This window comes from Archangium violaceum, from assembly GCF_016859125.1.
Classification (GTDB): domain Bacteria; phylum Myxococcota; class Myxococcia; order Myxococcales; family Myxococcaceae; genus Archangium; species Archangium violaceum_A.
In genome coordinates, this window is sequence record NZ_CP069338.1 from 10,364,970 (window position 1) to 10,382,953 (window position 17,984).

Here is a 17,984-nt window from a genome sequence, read left to right on the forward strand (position 1 = left end):
TCCCCGAGAGAACCGGAGGGGGAAGCCCTCCCTGCCTGCTTGCTCCCGTCAGCAATCTCCAACCCCCTGGGTTCTGGGGCAGCGGGACTGGAGTAGAGTAGCGGGCCAGATGAACGCCCCTGCCCGATCCGTCAGTCCCCTTCCCTCCTCCGCCAGCGCGCGGACCACGCTGGAGCGCGTGGCCGCGAACCTGTCACTGGCGGTGCAGGGCAAGGACAAGGAGCTCCGCCTCGCCGTCACCTGCATCGTGGCGGGAGGGCACCTGCTACTGGAAGACGTCCCCGGAGTCGGGAAGACGACGCTGGTGGAAGCACTCGCCCGCTCCTTCGCCCTCTCCTTCTCCCGCGTCCAGTTCACCGCGGACCTGATGCCCGCCGACATCCTCGGCGCGCAGGTGTTCCACGCCCAGACGGCCACCTTCACCTTCAGGCCCGGCCCGATCTTCCGTCAGCTCGTGCTGGCCGACGAGCTCAACCGCGCCCCGCCGCGCACGCAGTCCGCGCTGCTGGAGGCCATGGCCCAGGGCCAGGTGTCCCTGGACGGCGCCACCCACGCCCTGCCCCGCCCCTTCACGGTGGTGGCCACGCAGAACCCCGTGGACTTCTCCGGTACCTATCCGCTGCCGGACTCGCAGCTGGACCGCTTCCTCATGCGCCTGTCGCTGGGCCACCCCTCGCCCGAGGTGGAGGCCCGTCTGCTCACCACGCGGGATACGAGCTCGCCCGTGGAGCACCTGGCGGCGGTGACGTCGCCGGAGGAGTTGAGCGAGCTGCGCACGCAGGTGGCCGCGCAGCGCCTGGACGACGCCGTGGCCGACTACGTGGTGCGGCTGGCCCAGGCCACGCGTGCCCACGGCGACATCGAGCGCGGCGCCTCCACCCGCGCGGTGCTCGCGCTGGGCATGGCCGCCCGCGCGTACGCCCTCTGGGAGGAGCGCTCCTTCGTGACGCCCGGGGACGTGCGGGCGGTGCTCGGGCCGTGCCTGGCCCACCGGCTCCTGCTGCGCAGCGCCACCCAGGGGGCCTATACCCGTGATGAGGCGGCCCACCTCCTCGAGGAGGTCGCCCGGAAGGTCCCGGCGCCCCGGTGAGCCCTCCTCCCGCCTCGTGGTGGCGGCGCCTCAAGGCCGCCCTCCGTCCGCCGCGCACCCTCAAGGTGACGCGCATGGGTCGCACGTACCTCGTGGTGACGTTCGGCGTGGGCCTGGGCGCGCTCAACACCGGCAACAACCTCCTCTACCTGGTGCTCGGGTTGTTGCTCAGCGTCATCATCCTCTCCGGCGTGCTGTCCGAGCGCTGCCTGCGCGACCTGTCGGTGCGGCGCGTGGGCACGGACGGAGCGTTCGCGGGAGAGCCCTTCGCCTGCCGTTGGGGAGTCACGCGTGGCAAGGGGCACGCCTTCGCCCTCACCCTGTCCGAGGTGGACTCTCCCCTCACGGGTGAAGGCGGCGTGGGCTACCTGCCCGCGGGCGCGGAGCACGTGGTGCGGGCCGATCTCACGGCGCCCCGGCGGGGCCCGCTGAAGCTCACGGGCGTGCGCGTCACCACCACCTGGCCGCTGGGCCTCTTCGCCAAGACGCGCGTCTTCCCGTTGGAGGCCACCCTGCTCGTCTACCCGCGGCGGGGCTTCGCCTGCGCGGCTCCCGCCGATGTGGCCGTGGGCAACGTGGGCGAGTCCAACAACCCCCACCGGCTGGACGGCACCGGAGACGTGGCGGGACTGCGCGAGCTCGGCGAGCACGAGGACGCCCGGCGCGTGCACTGGCTGAAGAGCGCCTCGGTGGGCAAGCTCCTCAAGGTGGAGCGCGAGCGCGAGGAGCGCCGCACGTTCTTCCTCGACGTGCCGTCGGGGCTCGCGGGTGACGCGCTGGAGCGGCGCTGCGAGGAGGTGGCGGAGCAGGCCCACCGGCTGATCGAAGCGGGCCACGAGGTGGGGCTGGAATTGCCCGGCCACCGGCTGCGTCCGGGCGCGGGCAGCGGGCAGGAGCGCGCCATCCTCCGGGCGCTGGCGTGGTTGGGCTTCGAGGATCAGCGGGAGGAAGCGGCATGACACGGCCCAACCGGCTGCGGCTGGTGCTGCGAGACCTGGGCACGGGAGCGGCGTTCGCGTCCATGGCCGTGTCCGGCCAGGTGCCCATCTGGGTGCTCGGGCTCGTCGTGCTCGCGCTGTTCGTGGCGTTGATGGGCCGGCGTCCCTTCGCCCGCGCGCCCCGGCTGACGGCGGTGTTGCTGGTGCCGGTGGGGGGCGTGCTCTACCTGGCCGTGGCCTCGGGACAGATGGACCTGGTGGTGGCCGCCTGCTCCTTCGCGGGCCTCGTCGCCTCCCAGCGGCTGCTGTCGGACACCAGCCCCACCACGGACGGACAGGTGCTGCTGGCCGGTCTGTTGATGATCGCCGGCGGCGCGGCGCTCTCCGGTGAGCTGCTCTTCGCGGTGTGCCTGCTGACCTTCGCGGTGCTGGCGAGCCTCTCGCTGGGTCTGGGCGTGGTGGAGGCGGCCGTGCCTCCGGGCGAGCCCGTGCCGGTACGCCAGGTGATGCGCCCGCTCGCCATGGGCACCACCCTCGCGATGCTCGGCGCGGTGGCCTTCTTCATCCTCTTCCCGCGCCTCAACTGGAACATGGGCGCGCGCCGGGCGTCCCCGGGGCTCGGCACGGCCACCACCGGCTTCTCCGACACCGTGCGCCTGGGCGGCTCGGGCACCCTCAAGAGCAACCCCCGCGTGGTGCTGCGGGCGAAGCTGACGCCCGATCCCGGCGTCGAGCAGCTCGCGTCCTACTGGGTGGGCCGCACCTATGACACCTTCGACGGCCAGGAGTGGTCGACGATCGGCGCCCCCAACAAGCGCAGCCGCACGCGCGTGACGCTGCGCCGGGGCGCGGAGAAGCAGGTGTACCAGAAGATCGAGCTGCTGCCCGCCTACGGCAGCCGCACGCTGATCGCCCTGGAGACGCCCGCCAAGCTGGGCAATGCCCTGACGCACACGGTCACGGGCGACAAGCGCACCCAGCTGCAGGAGCTGGGCGGCGACGAGCTGCGCTTCGTGGAGCAGGGGCTCGGCTATGCCTACGAGGTGTACAGCGTGCCACCGGGCACGGACGCGGATCCGGGCAAGATGGCCCAGAAGGAGGCGGACCAGCTCCTGGCCCTGCCGGACAACCTGGATCCCCGCGTGGAGGCGCTGGCCCGGCAGGTGGTGGGCGACGAGAAGGATCCACTGGCCGCGGCCAACAAGCTGTCGGCCTGGCTGCAGCGCGAGTACCAGTACACGCTCGAGCTGGGCGGGGACGTGGCGGATCCGCTGGTGGACTTCCTGTTCGTGCGCAAGGCGGGCCACTGCGAGCACTTCGCCTCGGCGCTCACGCTGATGCTGCGCACCCTGGGCTTCGAGACCCGGCTCGCCACGGGCTTCTTCGGCGGCGAGCGCGTGGGAGGCGAGTACATCGTCCGCGCCGGAGACGCCCACGCATGGACGCACGTGCTGGTGCCCGGACGTGGCTTCGTCACGGTGGACGCCACTCCGCCGGCGTTCCGCGCCAACCAGTCGCTGCAGCTGCTGGAGTCGCTCATCTCCCTCTACGAGGCCATCGAGTCGGCGTGGCGCGCGTCCGTGGTCGACTACTCCTTCCGCGACCAGATGAACTTCATGCGCGATCTGTCGCGTTCGCGGCGCGAGCCGGGCAAGGAGCAGCGAACCCGTCTGCCGCCCCTGCGAGCATGGTTGACGGCGGCGCTGGTGGGCGCGGCCGTGTACTGGACGTGGAAGAAGCTCTCGCGGCTCAAGCCCCGGACACCGGCCCTGGAGGCCACGCGCTTCGCGGACGCGATGGAGCGCCAGCTCGCGACGGTGGGCGTGGGCTCGCGCGACGGCGAGACGCTCGAGGATGTGTCCGCACGGCTCACCCGGGAGGCGCATCCGCTGGCGCCCACGGTGTCACCACTCACGCGCCGCTACCTCGAGGCCCGCTTCGGCCAGCAGCCACTTCAGCCCGGCGAGGCCTCCCGTCTGTTGAAGGACCTCAAACAGGCCGTCGACTCGCAACGCAAGCAGCAGGCCTCGGGCACTCGCGCCGCGTAGCGCCCTGACGAGCCCACGCCCCTTCGCCAGCCCTCCAGCGGTGCGCCAACGTGCCGCTCGCAGGGGATGCGCGGCCTCCTTATTACCCGTTGGGACGAAGGGAGGCGATCACCTCCCTCCCACGAAGCCCTGACCGCGAGTCCAATGGCGATCGGGGCCCCAGGAGGCCATTTGAGGACAGAGGCGAATTATTTACTTCCTCAATTCCCCGGTGGAGCCGCTCCAGACCTGTAACCCTTACGGGTTTCCTTCCACCGTCGTGCGGTCGCATCGGCCAAGTATGCGTTGCGACTGGAGAAATCCCGCGAGGGGGCGTGGCACATCGGTTGCTCTAGGCACCCTTCATCTAGTTGTCACGAGGTTCAAACCTCTTCTCACCGGCCTCGGCGCGAGGCCACTCGGGAGAACCCATGCAGCTCTCTACTGAGCAGTCGTCCAACTCGGGTTCGCTGGCGATGTACCTCTCGGAGATCAACCAGTACGCCCTGCTCTCGGTAGAAGAGGAGCAGGCCCTGGCCCGCAAGTACATCAAGGGCGATCTGGCGGCGGGCCACCGGCTGGTGACTTCCAACCTGCGTTTCGTGGTGAAGGTGGCGTACGAGTACCGCTCCTACGGCATCAAGATGTCCGACCTCATCCAGGAGGGGAACATCGGCCTGATGAAGGCGGTGCAGAAGTTCGACCCGGACAAGGGCATCCGCCTCATCTCCTATGCGGTGTGGTGGATCCGCGCCTACATCCAGAACTACATCCTCAAGAGCTGGTCGCTGGTGAAGCTCGGGACCACGCAGGCGCAGCGCAAGCTGTTCTTCAGCCTGGCGCGTACGCGGCGCGAGCTGGAGAAGTTCGGCGGCGTGGACGGCTCGGTGGTGAACGTGGATGACATCGCCAAGCGGCTGCACGTGAAGCCCGGCGAGGTGCGCGAGATGGAGCAGCGCATGGGCGGGCGGGACTTGTCGCTGGACGCGCCCATGGGCGAGGACGGGGGCAACAGCCACGTGGACTTCGTGGTGAGCGCGAGCGCGCCGCAGGACGACGAGTTCGCCGACAAGGAGGAGGCGGGCCTCATCAACGCCCGGGTGCGCACGGCCCTCATGCGGTTGGATCCGCGTGAGCGCTTCATCATCGAGCAGCGCGTGATGAACGAGCGGCCGATGACGCTCAAGGAGCTGGGCGAGCACTTCGGCTTCTCGCGTGAGCGCGCCCGCCAGCTGGAGATCCGCGCCAAGGACAAGCTCAAGGCCGAGCTGGCCGCGCTGATGGCCGAGGTGGATCCGGACACCACCGCCGCCGTGCAGTAGGCCACACGGGTCCCCAGAATCGCGTCCGGGGGGACGCACCACCGAGGCGCTTCCACACCGGCGAGGAGTGGAGGCTCCTTGGTTTTTGCTACAAGGGCCGGGTTCCCGCACCACGTGAGGAGTTCCCGTGTCCCACGGCCAACCGCCGATCTCCGAGGACCGCGTCCCCATCGCCCAGGCCTCCCAGCCCCACCCCCACAAGCCCTATGTGCCCGCGACCGAGTCACGCCCGGAGTTGACGGTGCGCGGGCTGGTGCTGGGCTCGGTGCTGGGCATCATCTTCGGTGCCTCGTCGGTGTACCTGGCGGTGAAGGTGGGCCTGACGGTGTCCGCCTCCATCCCGGTGGCGGTGCTGTCCATCGCCATCTTCCGGGCGCTGGGCCGCTCCAACATCCTGGAGAACACGATCGTCCAGACGGTGGGCTCGGCCGGCGAGTCGCTCGCCTTCGGAGTGGCCGCGGCGCTGCCCGCCCTGCTGCTGCTCGGCTACGACATCGATCTCTTCCACGCCTTCCTGGTGGCGTCGCTCGGCGGAGTGCTGGGTGTGCTGATGATGATTCCCCTGCGCGACGGGCTCATCGTCCAGGAGCACGGCAGGCTCACCTACCCGGAAGGTACCGCCGCGGCGGACGTGCTCGTCGTCGGCGAGGAGGGAGGGACGAACGCGCGCACGGTCATCCTCGGCTTCTCGGTGGGCGGGTTCTACAAGTTCGCCTACGCGGGCCTGCACCTCTTCAAGGAGGTGGTGGGCACGGCGCTGAGCCAGGTGAAGACGACGGCGGCCGGGCTGGCGCAGCGGGTGGGCTACGCGGGCGGCTCCATCTCCATGGAGGTGAGCCCGGAGCTGCTCGGCGTGGGCTACATCATCGGCCCGAAGGTGGCGGCCATCACCTTCGCGGGCGGCGTGCTCAGCTACCTCATCCTGATTCCCCTCATCACCTTCTTCGGCAGCGGCCTGGAGCAACCGCTCCTGCGGCCGGACGGCATGCTCATCCGGGACATGGATCCGGACACGGTGCGCGACGCGTACGTGCTGTACATCGGCGCGGGCGCGGTGGCCACCGGAGGGCTCGTCAGCCTCATCCGCTCGCTCCCCACCATCATCAGTGCCTTCCAGCGCGGGCTGGGCACCCTCCTCGCCTCGCGGCGCAAGGAGGCGGGGCCGGTGATGCTGCGCACCGAGCAGGATCTGCCCATCACGGTGGTGCTGGTGGGCAGCGCGCTGCTCGTGCTGGCCATCTGGCTGGCGCCCCCGCTGCACGTCAACTTCGTGTCCTCGTTGCTCATCGTGGTGTGCGGCTTCTTCTTCGTGACGGTGAGCGCCCGCATCACGGGGGAGATCGGCTCCTCGTCCAACCCCATCTCCGGCATGGTGGTGGCCACGCTGCTCATCACCTGCCTCGTGTACCTGATGCTGGGGTGGACGAGCTCCGAGGACCGCTTCATGGCGCTCACCACGGCGGCCATCGTGGGCATCGCGGCCTCCAACGGAGGCACCACGGCGCAGGACCTGAAGACGGCCTTCCTGGTGGGAGGCACGCCCCGGCGGCAGCAGCTCGCCCTCTTCGTGGGCGTGCTCACCAGCGCGCTGCTCATCGGCCTGGTGCTGGTGGTGCTCAACCGGGGCGCCACCACCATCATCCCCGAGACGCACCCGGGCCAGACGGTGAGCGTCGTCGGCGACCAGACGCGCACGCAGCACACGTACCCCTGGGCGGTTTCGGAGCAGGCCCTGTTGGCGAGGGGCGTGAAGCTCGCGGAGCTGGAGGGCCCGCTGTGGAGGCAGGGGCTCGAGGTGGCGCAGGGGCCGGGCGGCGCTCCCGAGCTGCGCAGCTGGAACGCGCTGCCGGTGGAGCGCGTGGCGGGCACGGACGTGCGGCTGCCCTCGGGGCAGACGGTGAAGGTGTCCGAGCTGGGCGCGGTGACGCCGGGCCCCGAGCGCACCTGGCGGGTGGGCTACGTCCGGGGCGCGGACACCCCGGTGCCCACGGGCACGTACCTGGTGGATGACGCGGGGGCCATCCACTACCTGGTGGATCCGGGCATCGGCGGGCGCATCACCAGCTACGAGGGGCAGACGCTCACCCGCTACCCCGCCCCCAAGGCGCAGCTCTTCGCCCTCATCATCGACGGCATCCTCACGCGCAAGCTGCCGTGGGATCTGGTGCTGGTGGGCGTCTTCATCGCGTTGATGCTCGAGCTGTGCGGCGTGTCCTCGCTGCCCTTCGCGGTGGGCGTGTACCTGCCCATCTCCAGCAGCGCCCCCATCTTCGTGGGCGGCATGGTGCGCTACGTGGTGGACCGGGTGCGCGGGGGCACCGCCGCCGAGTCCGAGTTCTCCCCCGGCACCCTGCTCTCCTCGGGCTACATCGCCGGTGGCGCCATCGCGGGCGTGCTCATCGCCTTCCTGGAGATCGCCAGCGACGGGGCCTGGACGCGCGCCATCGACATCCCCGAGCGGCTCGGCGACACGACCTTCTCGCGCTTCCTGCAGGAGTCGGATCTCTGGGGCCTGGGTGTCTTCGCCATCCTCGCCGTCCTGCTGCTGCGCACCGGCCTTGAGGGCGAGAGCGGCGCACAGGCCCGGCCCGCGAAGTAGCCGCTGCACCGCCCTGATCAGGGGGTTGGCCGGGCCGATCCATTCCCTGTGTTACAGAAAGTTTACAGGGAAAGCGAAACGAGAAGAATCAGGGTACACTGAACTCTCCTATCGCCCACTCGCCCCCCAAGGACGTCAATGGCCGCACAGACCGCGAGCACCGCTGCCCAGGAATCCGGAATGGATCCCTCCGTGCAGGAGAAGGTGGAGTCGGCGCGCAACTTCACCTTCCATCTGCTCAAGGGCATCAAGCAGATCGGCATGTACCGGCACAACGAGGCGAGGTTCCCCGAGTTCCTCGGCCGGGCCCACGAGGCACTCGCCGCGTATACGGACAAGTACGGTCCGCTGTCGCTCAGGGTGGAACAGCAGAACTTCACGCTGCACGGCGAGGCCGTCTTCTCCGAGGACACGCCGCTGCCCTACAAGTTCTACCGGGACGGCATCCGGCAGCTCATCTTCCGCCCGGGCCTCACGCTCGAGGAGATGGTGTCGCTCACGCTCATCTCCCTGTCCGAGCCCGATCGCGGCGCGGAGGACGTGCTGGCCCAGCTGTGGCGGGCGGGCCTGGAGCACCTCGAGTACGTGGTGGTCGAGGGCTTCAAGATGGACGAGGTCTCCGAGCAGGAGGTCGAGGTCGAGGTCGACAAGGTGGTGGGCTACCTCTACTCGCGCCTCAAGACGAACTCGGAGGACTTCCTGCGCTTCGCCCGCGTGAACGCGGAGGACCTGGACTCCAAGCTGGACGGCGTGGAGCAGATGCGCGGCCTGGTGGTGGCCGGCAACTACGCCTCGGACGACCTCAAGGCCCGGCTCCAGCGGGAGATCGCCGAGGAGGAACACTCCCGGCTCTTCCCCAAGCTGGTGAGCGCCATCTTCCAGGTGGTCGAGGGCGGCGTGGATGACACGGAGCTGCTCGAGGAGGTCTTCGTCCAGCTCCTGGACGCGATGCTCATCCAGGACGACTACGGCACCATCAACCAGATGGTCCTCAAGCTGCGCGCCATGGCGCAGAGGGAGCCCGAGGGCCCGAGCGCCCGGCTGCTCGCCCACTTCGTCCTGAAGATGGGCGAGGAGCAGCGCGTGATGCGTCTGGCGGAGGTGCTCAAGACGACGCGCCCGAAGAACCCGGTGGACATCACCCGCTACCTCCAGGTGCTGGAGCCCTCCACCGTGTTCACGATGCTCAACGCGCTGGAGACGATCGAGATCCCGGAGAACCGGATCCTCGTGTGCGACGTGCTGGCGCGCTTCGCGCAGGAGAACCCGCAGCCGTTCGTGCAGCGGCTGGAGTCCGAGCGGCCGCAGACCGTGCGCGACATGGTCTACGTCCTGGAGAAGAGCAACCACCCGGACCGGGTGAAGATGTTCGGCCTGGTGATGATCAACAAGAACCTCGCGGTGAAGCTGGAGGTGATGAACATCATCGCCCGCGGCCGCACCGCCGAGGCGCGCAAGCTCATCGTCGAGGCGCTCAACGACTCCGTCACCCAGGTGCGCATCCTCGCGGCGCGGCTGCTGCCCGAGTTCGATCGCGACAAGGCCTACGTGGACCTGGTGCGCCTGATGAAGGACCCGGGCTTCGAGAAGAAGAGCCTCGAGGAGCGCACGGCCATCTACACCGCGTTCGGCTCCACGGCGCTGCCCGGGGCCATCTCGCTGATGCTGCAGATGCTGGCGGTGAAGCCCACCCTGCTCACCAAGAAGAAGGTCCTGGAGGACAAGCTGCTGGCCATCGCCGGGCTGGCGGGCGCGTGCTCCATCCCCTCCTACAAGGCCCTGCAGGGCGTGGTGGAGGACAAGAGCCAACCCGTCGAGGTGCTCACCGCGGCGCGCAAGGCCATGTACCAGACGAAGAAGACGCTGTTCGGCGAGACGGCCACCGAGGAGGAGTAGGAGCCATGCTGGACACCCACAACCTGAAGGTCACCCAGAGCCAGGGCGAGAACGTCGGCGAGTTCGGCCGCGCCTATTCGGAGAAGCTGCAGACCCTGGCGCGAGGGCTCGTGTCGGGCCTGTACATGCTCATCCGCTCGGTGAAGATGTACGACCCGGACAACGCGGTCTTCGAGAAGCCGCTGCTCCAGCTCCAGGACATCATCAACCAGATCATCTCCAAGGAAGGCCGGCTGGAGCTGGTGGGCGTCAAGGACTCGTTCTACCTCAACAACATGCTGGTGAAGGTGGACCTCAACTCCATCGACAACCAGCGCTACCTGCTGGGGGAGATGCGCGACAAGGACGTGGGCGGCATCTCGCTGAACAAGCCCGTCACGGTGCCGGACCTGAAGAACTTCATCTGGATCTTCAGCAAGGAGCAGACGGCGGCGGCCGAGGAGGACGGGCTGGCGGGCCGCAAGCTGCTCAACATGAAGGTGGCCAGGTTCTCCCGGCTCCGGGAGAAGCTGAACCGGGACGATCTGGCCAACCCGGATGATCAGAAGGTGGACCGCAAGAAGTACGCGATGACGGTCTACGCGCGCGCGGTGTTCTTCCTCTCGAAGTACCTGGAGTCCGTGCAGCAGGGCAAGCCGCTGAACACGTCGAAGGCGCTGCGGCTGGTGCAGGACTTCGTGGACATCTCCTTCGAGCAGAAGACGCACTTCCTGGGCATGACCACGATGAAGCGCGAGGCGGACTACCTCGTGTACCACCAGGTGAACGTGTGCCTGATGAGCATCGTGTTCGGGCAGGAGCTGGGGCTGACCAAGGCGCAGCTGAGGGACCTGGGCTACATCGCGCTCTTCCACGACGCGGGGATGAGCACCATCCCCGAGGAGCTGGCCACCAAGAGGGGCGCGCTGAGCGCGGAGGAGAAGGCGATCATCCAGAAGGCGCCGCTCATCTCCATCCGCAACATCCTGATGGAGAAGGGCTTCTCGCGCTCGACGCTGCTGCGCGTGGTGACGACGTTCGAGCACAAGGCGGACTTCGGCACGGCGGTGCGGGACGGGCGAGGCAACATCCAGATGATCATCCCGAAGACGAACCTCGGGGTGTTCGCGAAGATCATCGCCATCTGCGACACCTTCGACGCGCTGACGTCGAGGCGGCCGTACCGGGAGGCGTACGGCCCCGAGGTGGCGCTGATGCTGATGTGGACGGAGATGCGCAACAAGTTCGACCCGGAGCTGCTCCAGGTCTTCATGCGCGTGATGGCCATCCAGCCGGTGAAGGTGCTGAGCCGGCGGCAGCAGACGATGTCGCTGGGCGGCCTCTGAGCCCCCCTCGGCGGAAGGGGCCGGGCCCCAAGCGCTACCTTCGGCAGAAGTTCCTACCGTCCTGCCCACGAGTTCAAGTCCCGTACTCCTCGCCAAGAGAAGCCCAGCAATCTCAAGGGGTGGAGCGCCCTCCGATCTCCGGGAAGCGCTCGTAGGCCCGTTTGAGCGCGTCCAGGTGCGCGGGGGTATCCAGGTCGAGCGGCGCATCCGTGAGCTGCACAACCCACCCGTCCGTCGCGGTACGTCGTGAGCGCGAAAGCAGCTCCGCATCGCGGGCCGGGTCCGGAAAGCCGATGGCCCGTGCGGCAGCATCCGACCAGTAGTTCAGCCACCCGAGGTTATGCGGAATCTCGGGCGCGAGGATGTAGTCTGGGAACCTGAGCGCTGGCAGCCCTCGTGGCGGAACTCCTGGCTTACGCACCGGATCGGTCGTCTGCCGCGAAATCTCCACGGTCGCGTTGGAGGGCGTGGCGTGCCCCCAGTACGCACGTGCGCCTTCCCCTACGGCCGCCAGCACATCCGCAGCCGCCGCAAGGCCGGCAGCATGCGCTGGCAGCGACGCATGCACTTCAAAATGCGGCGGGCCTTCTGCGGAAAGACCGTTCGGGTTTTCGAGCCCAAAAATCGTCACAGGGTGGGCGTCGTCATCGTTGCAAAGGAACGGAAAACCTCCGTCTGTCCTGTCGGACGCGACCCACGCATCGCGGTGGGGTACTGCGATGAGGTCGTCCTTCTCCGAGGTTGTCCACCGCAAGAGCAATCCAGGAAACGCACGCTCCACTCCATGAACTATAGCAAGCGGGCGCCCATCATCGCCTACGAGCGCGGGCGCGTACACGCTGACGATAATGCCATTTGGAGAAAACTCCATATCAACACCACTCCATCACGATAATGGTGAGGGTTTTATCCAATTTCTCAAGAGCTTCTTTGTGTGCGGCGCTTTTGACGCCAACAGCGAAGTTATAGCCACACTCCTTGGCGAGTCTGGCTTCGCGTCGTATCTCCGGCAACTTCACTTTGGCGAAGAACGCTTGTGAGCGAGGCGAGTGTATATCAAAATCATCAGTCTTTACCTCCCACAACGTGCGCGTGGCCAGTTGCAGCGCGTCAAATTGCTTGCCATCAACGAGCACATCCCAACCGGCGAAGCTGTTGTATGGAATTCTGTCGGCGCACTTATTGTGCTCGTTGTTTCCGCCTCGATGCGGCACCGGGATGGGCTTGCATCTCGGGTCGTCTTCCTCCACGAGGGCGAACGCGGGCTGCTTCTGCGGCGACGGCTCCCGGGCCGGTGCTTTCGTCGCACGAGGCTGGGCCTCAAGTTCCACCATGAGTTGCCGCGAGGACTCCGAGACGTCCCGCAGCCGGGCCTCGAACTCCCGTTGAGCGTCGACCCAGGGCGGGCGGCTGTCAGCCTCCGGCCCGGCGGTGCTGGAGGGCCAGAGCAGGACGAGGGCCACGAGCACCGGGCCCACCCTGGAGAGCGCTAAAGGGGCCTCGCTTGCGCGTCCAGCCTGGGCAAGGCCCTCGGCTCCCCTCGCCACCTCTGCGGCGTGCCTGCTCGTCCTCGCGGCGCGGGAGAACCGCTCGAAGGCCCGTTCCGCCGCGGTGAGCTTGCGGTCCAACTGTTCCCACTGACGCGGCTCGATGTCTTTGCGCGCCCGAGACAGCAGTGCCCTGGCATTGTCCAGGTCCGCCTTTCCAATCCACGACCGAGCCGGCGCTGGCTCCATCGGCGCGGAAACGAGCCGGATGCGCGGGCCCGAAGTGGGAGTCGACGCAAGGGCGTGGGGCCGTGGCATCGACTGAGAGGCGGGCGCGCTCGCGCAGGCGGTGAGCAGCACCAGGAGCGCGCTCCAAGTCCGCAAGCGCATCGTCACGTCCTTCATCAAGCGAGGGGGCAGGCTCATCCACTTCTGATCCAACAGCAGCAGGCGCTCCCTCTAGACTGCTTCCACGCCCTGCTCCTACCCCGAAGGCTCTCGGGAATTCGCGATTTTCTCGTCAATCCGCCAAGATGCATCCCGCAGTGAACACTGCACGCACAAGGAGCGGAGATGAGCATCGGCAAGCCGGCAGCGGAGCCCCTCTGGTTGCAAGGACGAGATGCGGTGGTCGAGAACGACGAGGGCGTGAAGTGGCGCCACGGCCGTCCCGACTACCACCTCACGCGCATCACCGTGGGGAAGGAGCGGACGCACCACTTCCCGGAGAAGTCGCTGGAGATGGTGGTGGAGGACCTCGTGCGGGTGTTCGAGATGGAGGTCTCCCACAAGGCCGATCCCACCCAGTGGGTCTCGGTCGTGCTCGACAAGTTTCGCAATCGCACCAACGGCGGGCCCTGGCACACCGGCCAGGACATCGCCGCGAGGGGCAGCTACAACCTCTTCCTCGGGGACACGCCGTATTACAAGGCCAGCGAGGAGACCTTCGACTCCTCACATGAGGTCTTCCACACGGCCTTCCCCGAGGGGTTCTTCTGGGAGGTGCTCGAGGTGTACTCGCCGCCGCCCGTGGTGAGCTTCAAGTGGCGCCACTGGGGCAACTTCACGGGCCCCTACAAGGGCCAGCAGCCCACCGGCAAGCGCGTGGAGATCTTCGGCATGAGCGTGGCGCGCGTGGCGGAAGATCTGCGGCTGGTCGAGGTGGAGCACTACTACGACAACAGCCTCTTCCTCAGTCAGATCGCGACCGGGTGCCCGGTCCACGCCGCGGGGACGAAGTAATCCCTCCTGCTGCTCGCGGCCCGGCCCGCCCCGGTCACCCTCGTGGCCGCCGGGGCGGACCCACTCCGAGTTCAGTGCTCGCCACCGCTCGTGAGCTTCAAGCCGATGATCGACGTCAGGAGCATGGCGAGGAACAAGGCACGCGCGGGAGTGACGGGCTCGTGGAACAGGAAGATGCCCAAGATGGCCGCTCCCAAGGCACCGATGCCCACCCACACCGCGTAGGCCGTGCCGATGGGCAGGCTCCGGGCCGCCATCGACAGCAGCACCATGCTGGCGATGATGGCCGCGACCGTCAGCACCGTGGGCAGGGGTCGAGTGAAGCCCTCGGTGTACTTGAGCCCGATGGCCCAGCAGACCTCGAGCAGACCGGCAACGACGAGGAGAATCCACGCCATGACGCACACTCCTTCTCGGGCGTCGTCTTGTCGTGACCGGGTACGGCGCACCTCGTCCGGGCCCGATGGCGCTCCCCATGAGCCCATCGTGACGGGGCAAGGCTTAACCGCACCCCTCGCGCCTGTCCAGGGTTGCTCGCTCGAGCCCGGGACGGCTAACGGCCTCGCAGCACCTTCAGCGCGACGGTGAAGTCCGGAGGCAGCGGCGCCTCCACGTGCAACACCTTGCCCGTGCGCGGATGGGGGAAGGCCAGCTTCCAGGCGTGCAGCGCTTGGCGACCCAGCACCTCCTGGGCCTCCTCCGCCCTGCCCTTCGCCTTGCGGCCCGCGCCGTACACGCTGTCGCACAGCAGCGGGTGGCCCGCCTCCGCCAGGTGCACGCGAATCTGATGCGTGCGGCCCGTGAGCAGATCCACCTCCACGCACGCGGCGCCCTCGAAGGCCTCGCGCACCCGGTACACGGTGATGGCGGGCTTGCCCTCCTTCACCTTGCCGGTGAAGCGCTGGCGGTGCACCGGGTGGCGGCCGTAGAGCGTCTCGATGCGCGCCTCCGCGGCCTTGGGCACCCCGTGCACGAGCGCCAGGTACGTCTTCTCCACCGCGCGCGTCTTGAAGGCCTTCTGCAGCGCCACCAGCGCCGCCTCGTGCTTGGCCACCACCAGGCAGCCCGTCGTGTCCTTGTCCAGCCGGTGGACGATGCCCGGGCGCAGCTCGCCGCCCACGCCGGCCAGATCCTTCACCCGGTGCAGCAGTGCGTTGACCAGCGTCCCCGAGGCGTGACCCGCTCCCGGGTGCACCACCATCCCCGCCGCCTTGTCCACCACGACGAGATCGCGATCCTCGTGCAGCACCGCCAGCGGCAGCTCCTCGGCCACTGGCACGGCGGGGACTGGCGCGGGCACCACGAGGGACAGCAGCTCGCCCCCCTTGAGACGCAGCGAGGCCTTCACGGGCTTGCCGTCGACCTGCGCGTGACCGGCCTCGATGAGGCCCTGGATGCGCGAGCGCGTGAGCTCGGGAAAAAGACGCGCGAGAACTTGATCCAGCCGCTCGCCACGGGCCTCGGGCGGGGCACGGTGCTCGCGCGCGTCGGGGGCTACCAAATCTTCGACTTCACGTGCGCCTTGGAGCGCAGGACGATGTCGTTGATGGCCCGCTCGAAGAAATTCATCCTCTGGAAGATCTCGGGGCTCACGCGGCTCTTGTAGAGCTCACGGCCCTCGTCGAGCTCCTCCTTGAGGACCTCGAAGAGGTTGTCCTGCTCGATGCCCTTGATGATCTTCTGCTCGTTGTAGAGCGAGATATCCGAGGCAATCGCGCGGGCCAGCCGCATGGCCTTGATCTTTTCTTCTTCAGTCATCCTGGACCTTTCTAAGCAGCCCCCCCCGGGGTGTCAACTTCGCTGACACGCGGCAAACACCCAGGAGACGCCCGGCCGCTCAGCACCGTCTCATCGCCGGTTTTTCTCACCGGATGCGACGAGGCCCATGTAGCTCCTGGAGACCCGGAGCGGATCCAACCCCAGCTCGCGGGCGATGCTCATCAACATGCCGCGCAGATAGACCCCCGCGGGGAGGATGCCGTAGCGGTCGGCCTCGATGTTCTCCACGTGTCGGACCGAGATGCGCGTCCTGTCCGCGAGCATCTGCAGCGAGATGTTGCGGCCCTCGCGAACGCGGCGCAGCAGCTCGCCGTTGAACTCAGCATCAGAGGGAATGTCCACGATCGTCTTGAGTCGGGTACGGGAGTCGCGCGCCTTCACCGCGACCTGGGCGAGCGCCGACTCGGCGGTGGCGATGGCCGAGGCCTGGGCCAGCACGGGCGCATCCCCGAGCTGCTGCCCGTTGGGCATGCGTGCGGGGGACTGCCGGGCCCCATTGCGTGGTGGCAACGGAGGAGGCACGGACGAACCCGGGCGCGCCACCGGAGCACTGGGCCGGGCATGGGCGACCGACCGTAGGGTCCCGGGCATCGGAGTGAGGGAGCGGGACCTGGGCGGGGGGGCGGCCGGCGTCGGGGCCACGGACGGAGCCGGAGGGGGGACCTCCACCTCCGTCTTCTCCTCCTCCACGTGCGCCACGGTTCCCCCGGACCCCAGCACCGGCTTCGGCTCCGGCCTGGCCACGGGAGCATCCTCCTCGGGCTCCTCCGGCCGCTTGAGGGGCTTCACCTCGACCACCGGCGCCGTCTCGGACTCCGGCTCCACCTCGGTCACCACCACCGCATCCAGCGGCTCCGACTCAGCGGAAGAGGGCGCCAGGGCGACCGGCTGCTCCTGCGCCACCGGCTGCTCCTGCGCCACCGGATGCGCATGCACCTCCTGGGGCTTCACCTCGGCCACGGGCTGTGCCGGGGCCGCCACCGTGGAGACCGGCGACTCCCCTGCCCTGTTCGCGGGCGCTTCCCCGCCATCCGACGCGGCCGCGCGCTTCAGCGACTCCGCTCGCAGGCGGTTCAGCTCCTCGGGCGAGCGCATGACGCCGAGCTTGCGATCGTACTCGATGCGCATATCCAGCTCGCAGAGCACCTCCATGGCTTGCGTGAGCCGCTGTCGCAGGGCCTCGAGTTGCTCCGGCTCCACCAACGTGTACACGGCGATGGAGTCGGGAGAGTACGTTTCCATCGCGCGCGCATAGGCGTCGAGGATCTGATCCTCCGAGGCGCTGACAGGCACCTCCAGGAGCTCGTAATAGGACTGCTGCTCGAAGTGCTTCATGGCGGACATCACCCCGTCACCCCGTCGAGCGCCAACAGGCGATCGGCGATGCTCTGGATACCGACAGCGGCCGGAGACTCGGGCTTGTCGAGTACGATGGGCCGGCGCCTGCGGACCGCGCGCCACGCCTCGTCGTCATACCGGATGGCCCCCAGGTCATCCATCTCCAGGCCGAAGAACTTCTTCCACGCGGACACCACCGCGCCGCCCACGTTCAGGTCGCCATCGGAGCGCGCCTGGTTGAGCACCAGCTTCACGCGGAAGGCGGTCAGTTCCTTCTCGAGCCGCTCGGCGAGCGAGACGTTGTGCTGGCGCACGTGCTGGATGATCTCGAAGGGCGTGCGCGCGGCGCCCTCGCGGGTGGACAGGGCGCGCTCCACGAGCCGCTCGATGCCGTAGTTGGACTCCACCTGCTGCAGCCGCCGGTAGAAGGCGGCCTTGACGAAGCGGTAGGCGTTCTCCACCGAGGTGGGCTCGGGCAGCAGCACCAGCACACCATGATCGGCGATGATGAAGAAGTCGAGCGTGTTGAAGCTGGAGCCCGCGCCCAGATCGAGGATCAGGTAGTCCACCGTCTGGGTCTGGAGGCCGCGCAGCAGCCGCTGCTTCTGGGCGTACTTGATGTTGGCCGCGTCCAGCACGTCCAGCGCGCCGGCGATCAACGACAGGTTGGGCACGCCCGTGGGGACGATGACGTCCTCCAGCCGTGCCTTCGGACGCAACATGAAGTCCGACAGGGTGGCCGTGGGCTGGCCCACGCCCAGGCAGGTGTGGAGGTTGGCGCCACCCAGGTCCGCATCGACCAGGAGCACGCGTTGGCCTCGCATGGCCAGCGCGACTCCGAGGTTGGCGGAGACGAGCGACTTGCCAATACCACCCTTGCCCCCTCCCACCGCGATGATGCGGTGGGGACGAGCCCGCGCGCCGAGCCCCGGAGAATCGGG

General features: G+C 68.3%; 15 protein-coding genes and 1 riboswitch. Of the genes, 8 read left to right on the forward strand and 7 right to left on the reverse strand.

Annotated features, from left to right (window positions below; genetic code table 11):
- The first annotated feature begins 109 nt into the window (after nucleotides 1–109).
- The 7 genes from JQX13_RS43740 to JQX13_RS43770 all read left to right on the forward strand — a co-directional run bounded on the left by JQX13_RS43740 (nucleotide 110) and on the right by JQX13_RS43770 (nucleotide 11,197).
- Nucleotides 110–1,090 carry an AAA family ATPase gene (locus JQX13_RS43740; RefSeq protein ID WP_203405336.1) on the forward strand — a complete coding sequence of 327 codons (981 nt, stop codon included), beginning with the start codon at nucleotides 110–112 and terminating at the stop codon, nucleotides 1,088–1,090.
- 74 nt (nucleotides 1,091–1,164) lie between these two features.
- Entirely contained in the window at nucleotides 1,165–2,049 is an 885-nt protein-coding gene (locus JQX13_RS43745) for a DUF58 domain-containing protein (RefSeq protein ID WP_203412489.1), read from the forward strand.
- Entirely contained in the window at nucleotides 2,046–4,076 is a 2,031-nt protein-coding gene (locus tag JQX13_RS43750) for a transglutaminase TgpA family protein (protein WP_203405337.1), read from the forward strand. The genes JQX13_RS43745 and JQX13_RS43750 overlap by 4 nt, the downstream gene beginning before the upstream one ends.
- A gap of 410 nt (nucleotides 4,077–4,486) precedes the next feature.
- Nucleotides 4,487–5,377 carry an RNA polymerase factor sigma-32 gene (locus JQX13_RS43755; RefSeq protein WP_203405338.1) on the forward strand — a complete coding sequence of 297 codons (891 nt, stop codon included), beginning with the start codon at nucleotides 4,487–4,489 and terminating at the stop codon, nucleotides 5,375–5,377.
- A 127-nt stretch (nucleotides 5,378–5,504) separates the two neighbouring features.
- Nucleotides 5,505–7,976 (forward strand): OPT family oligopeptide transporter, encoded by a 2,472-nt coding sequence (locus JQX13_RS43760; RefSeq protein WP_203405339.1) that lies wholly within the window; start codon nucleotides 5,505–5,507, stop codon nucleotides 7,974–7,976.
- Nucleotides 7,977–8,156: 180 nt separating this feature from the next.
- Nucleotides 8,157–9,872 carry a HEAT repeat domain-containing protein gene (locus tag JQX13_RS43765; RefSeq protein ID WP_239014213.1) on the forward strand — a complete coding sequence of 572 codons (1,716 nt, stop codon included), beginning with the start codon at nucleotides 8,157–8,159 and terminating at the stop codon, nucleotides 9,870–9,872.
- 5 nt (nucleotides 9,873–9,877) lie between these two features.
- On the forward strand, nucleotides 9,878–11,197 hold the full coding sequence (locus JQX13_RS43770; RefSeq protein ID WP_203405341.1) for an HD-GYP domain-containing protein: 1,320 nt from the start codon (nucleotides 9,878–9,880) through the stop codon (nucleotides 11,195–11,197).
- A 112-nt stretch (nucleotides 11,198–11,309) separates the two neighbouring features.
- Here JQX13_RS43770 and JQX13_RS43775 read toward each other — a convergent pair whose 3' ends face one another.
- Both JQX13_RS43775 and JQX13_RS43780 read right to left on the reverse strand, forming a co-directional pair.
- Nucleotides 11,310–12,068 carry a DUF5953 family protein gene (locus JQX13_RS43775; protein ID WP_203405342.1) on the reverse strand — a complete coding sequence of 253 codons (759 nt, stop codon included), beginning with the start codon at nucleotides 12,066–12,068 and terminating at the stop codon, nucleotides 11,310–11,312.
- A 1-nt stretch (nucleotide 12,069) separates the two neighbouring features.
- Nucleotides 12,070–13,125: a DUF6310 domain-containing protein gene (locus JQX13_RS43780; protein ID WP_203405343.1), complete on the reverse strand. Its 1,056-nt coding sequence runs from the start codon at nucleotides 13,123–13,125 to the stop codon at nucleotides 12,070–12,072.
- Nucleotides 13,126–13,257: 132 nt separating this feature from the next.
- Between JQX13_RS43780 and JQX13_RS43785 the strand changes: the two genes are divergently transcribed.
- Nucleotides 13,258–13,926, forward strand: coding sequence for an ester cyclase (locus JQX13_RS43785; protein ID WP_203405344.1), 669 nt, complete (start codon nucleotides 13,258–13,260; stop codon nucleotides 13,924–13,926).
- A 71-nt stretch (nucleotides 13,927–13,997) separates the two neighbouring features.
- Here JQX13_RS43785 and sugE read toward each other — a convergent pair whose 3' ends face one another.
- The 5 genes from sugE to JQX13_RS43810 form a co-directional block, all read right to left on the reverse strand.
- Nucleotides 13,998–14,324, reverse strand: coding sequence for a quaternary ammonium compound efflux SMR transporter SugE (gene sugE, locus JQX13_RS43790; RefSeq protein ID WP_203405345.1), 327 nt, complete (start codon nucleotides 14,322–14,324; stop codon nucleotides 13,998–14,000).
- Between the two features lie 16 nt (nucleotides 14,325–14,340).
- Nucleotides 14,341–14,399: riboswitch (guanidine-III (ykkC-III) riboswitch) on the reverse strand.
- A gap of 80 nt (nucleotides 14,400–14,479) precedes the next feature.
- Nucleotides 14,480–15,427, reverse strand: coding sequence for an RluA family pseudouridine synthase (locus JQX13_RS43795; RefSeq protein WP_203405346.1), 948 nt, complete (start codon nucleotides 15,425–15,427; stop codon nucleotides 14,480–14,482).
- Nucleotides 15,421–15,684, reverse strand: coding sequence for a hypothetical protein (locus JQX13_RS43800; RefSeq protein ID WP_203405347.1), 264 nt, complete (start codon nucleotides 15,682–15,684; stop codon nucleotides 15,421–15,423). The genes JQX13_RS43795 and JQX13_RS43800 overlap by 7 nt, the downstream gene beginning before the upstream one ends.
- Before the next feature lie 90 nt (nucleotides 15,685–15,774).
- The gene (locus JQX13_RS55720) at nucleotides 15,775–17,049 is read right to left on the reverse strand and encodes a helix-turn-helix domain-containing protein (RefSeq protein WP_275424918.1); all 1,275 of its coding nucleotides are present in this window, start codon (nucleotides 17,047–17,049) and stop codon (nucleotides 15,775–15,777) included.
- Nucleotides 17,049–17,933: a P-loop NTPase gene (locus tag JQX13_RS43810; RefSeq protein ID WP_430384230.1), complete on the reverse strand. Its 885-nt coding sequence runs from the start codon at nucleotides 17,931–17,933 to the stop codon at nucleotides 17,049–17,051. The genes JQX13_RS55720 and JQX13_RS43810 overlap by 1 nt, the downstream gene beginning before the upstream one ends.
- Between the last annotated feature and the right edge of the window lie 51 nt (nucleotides 17,934–17,984).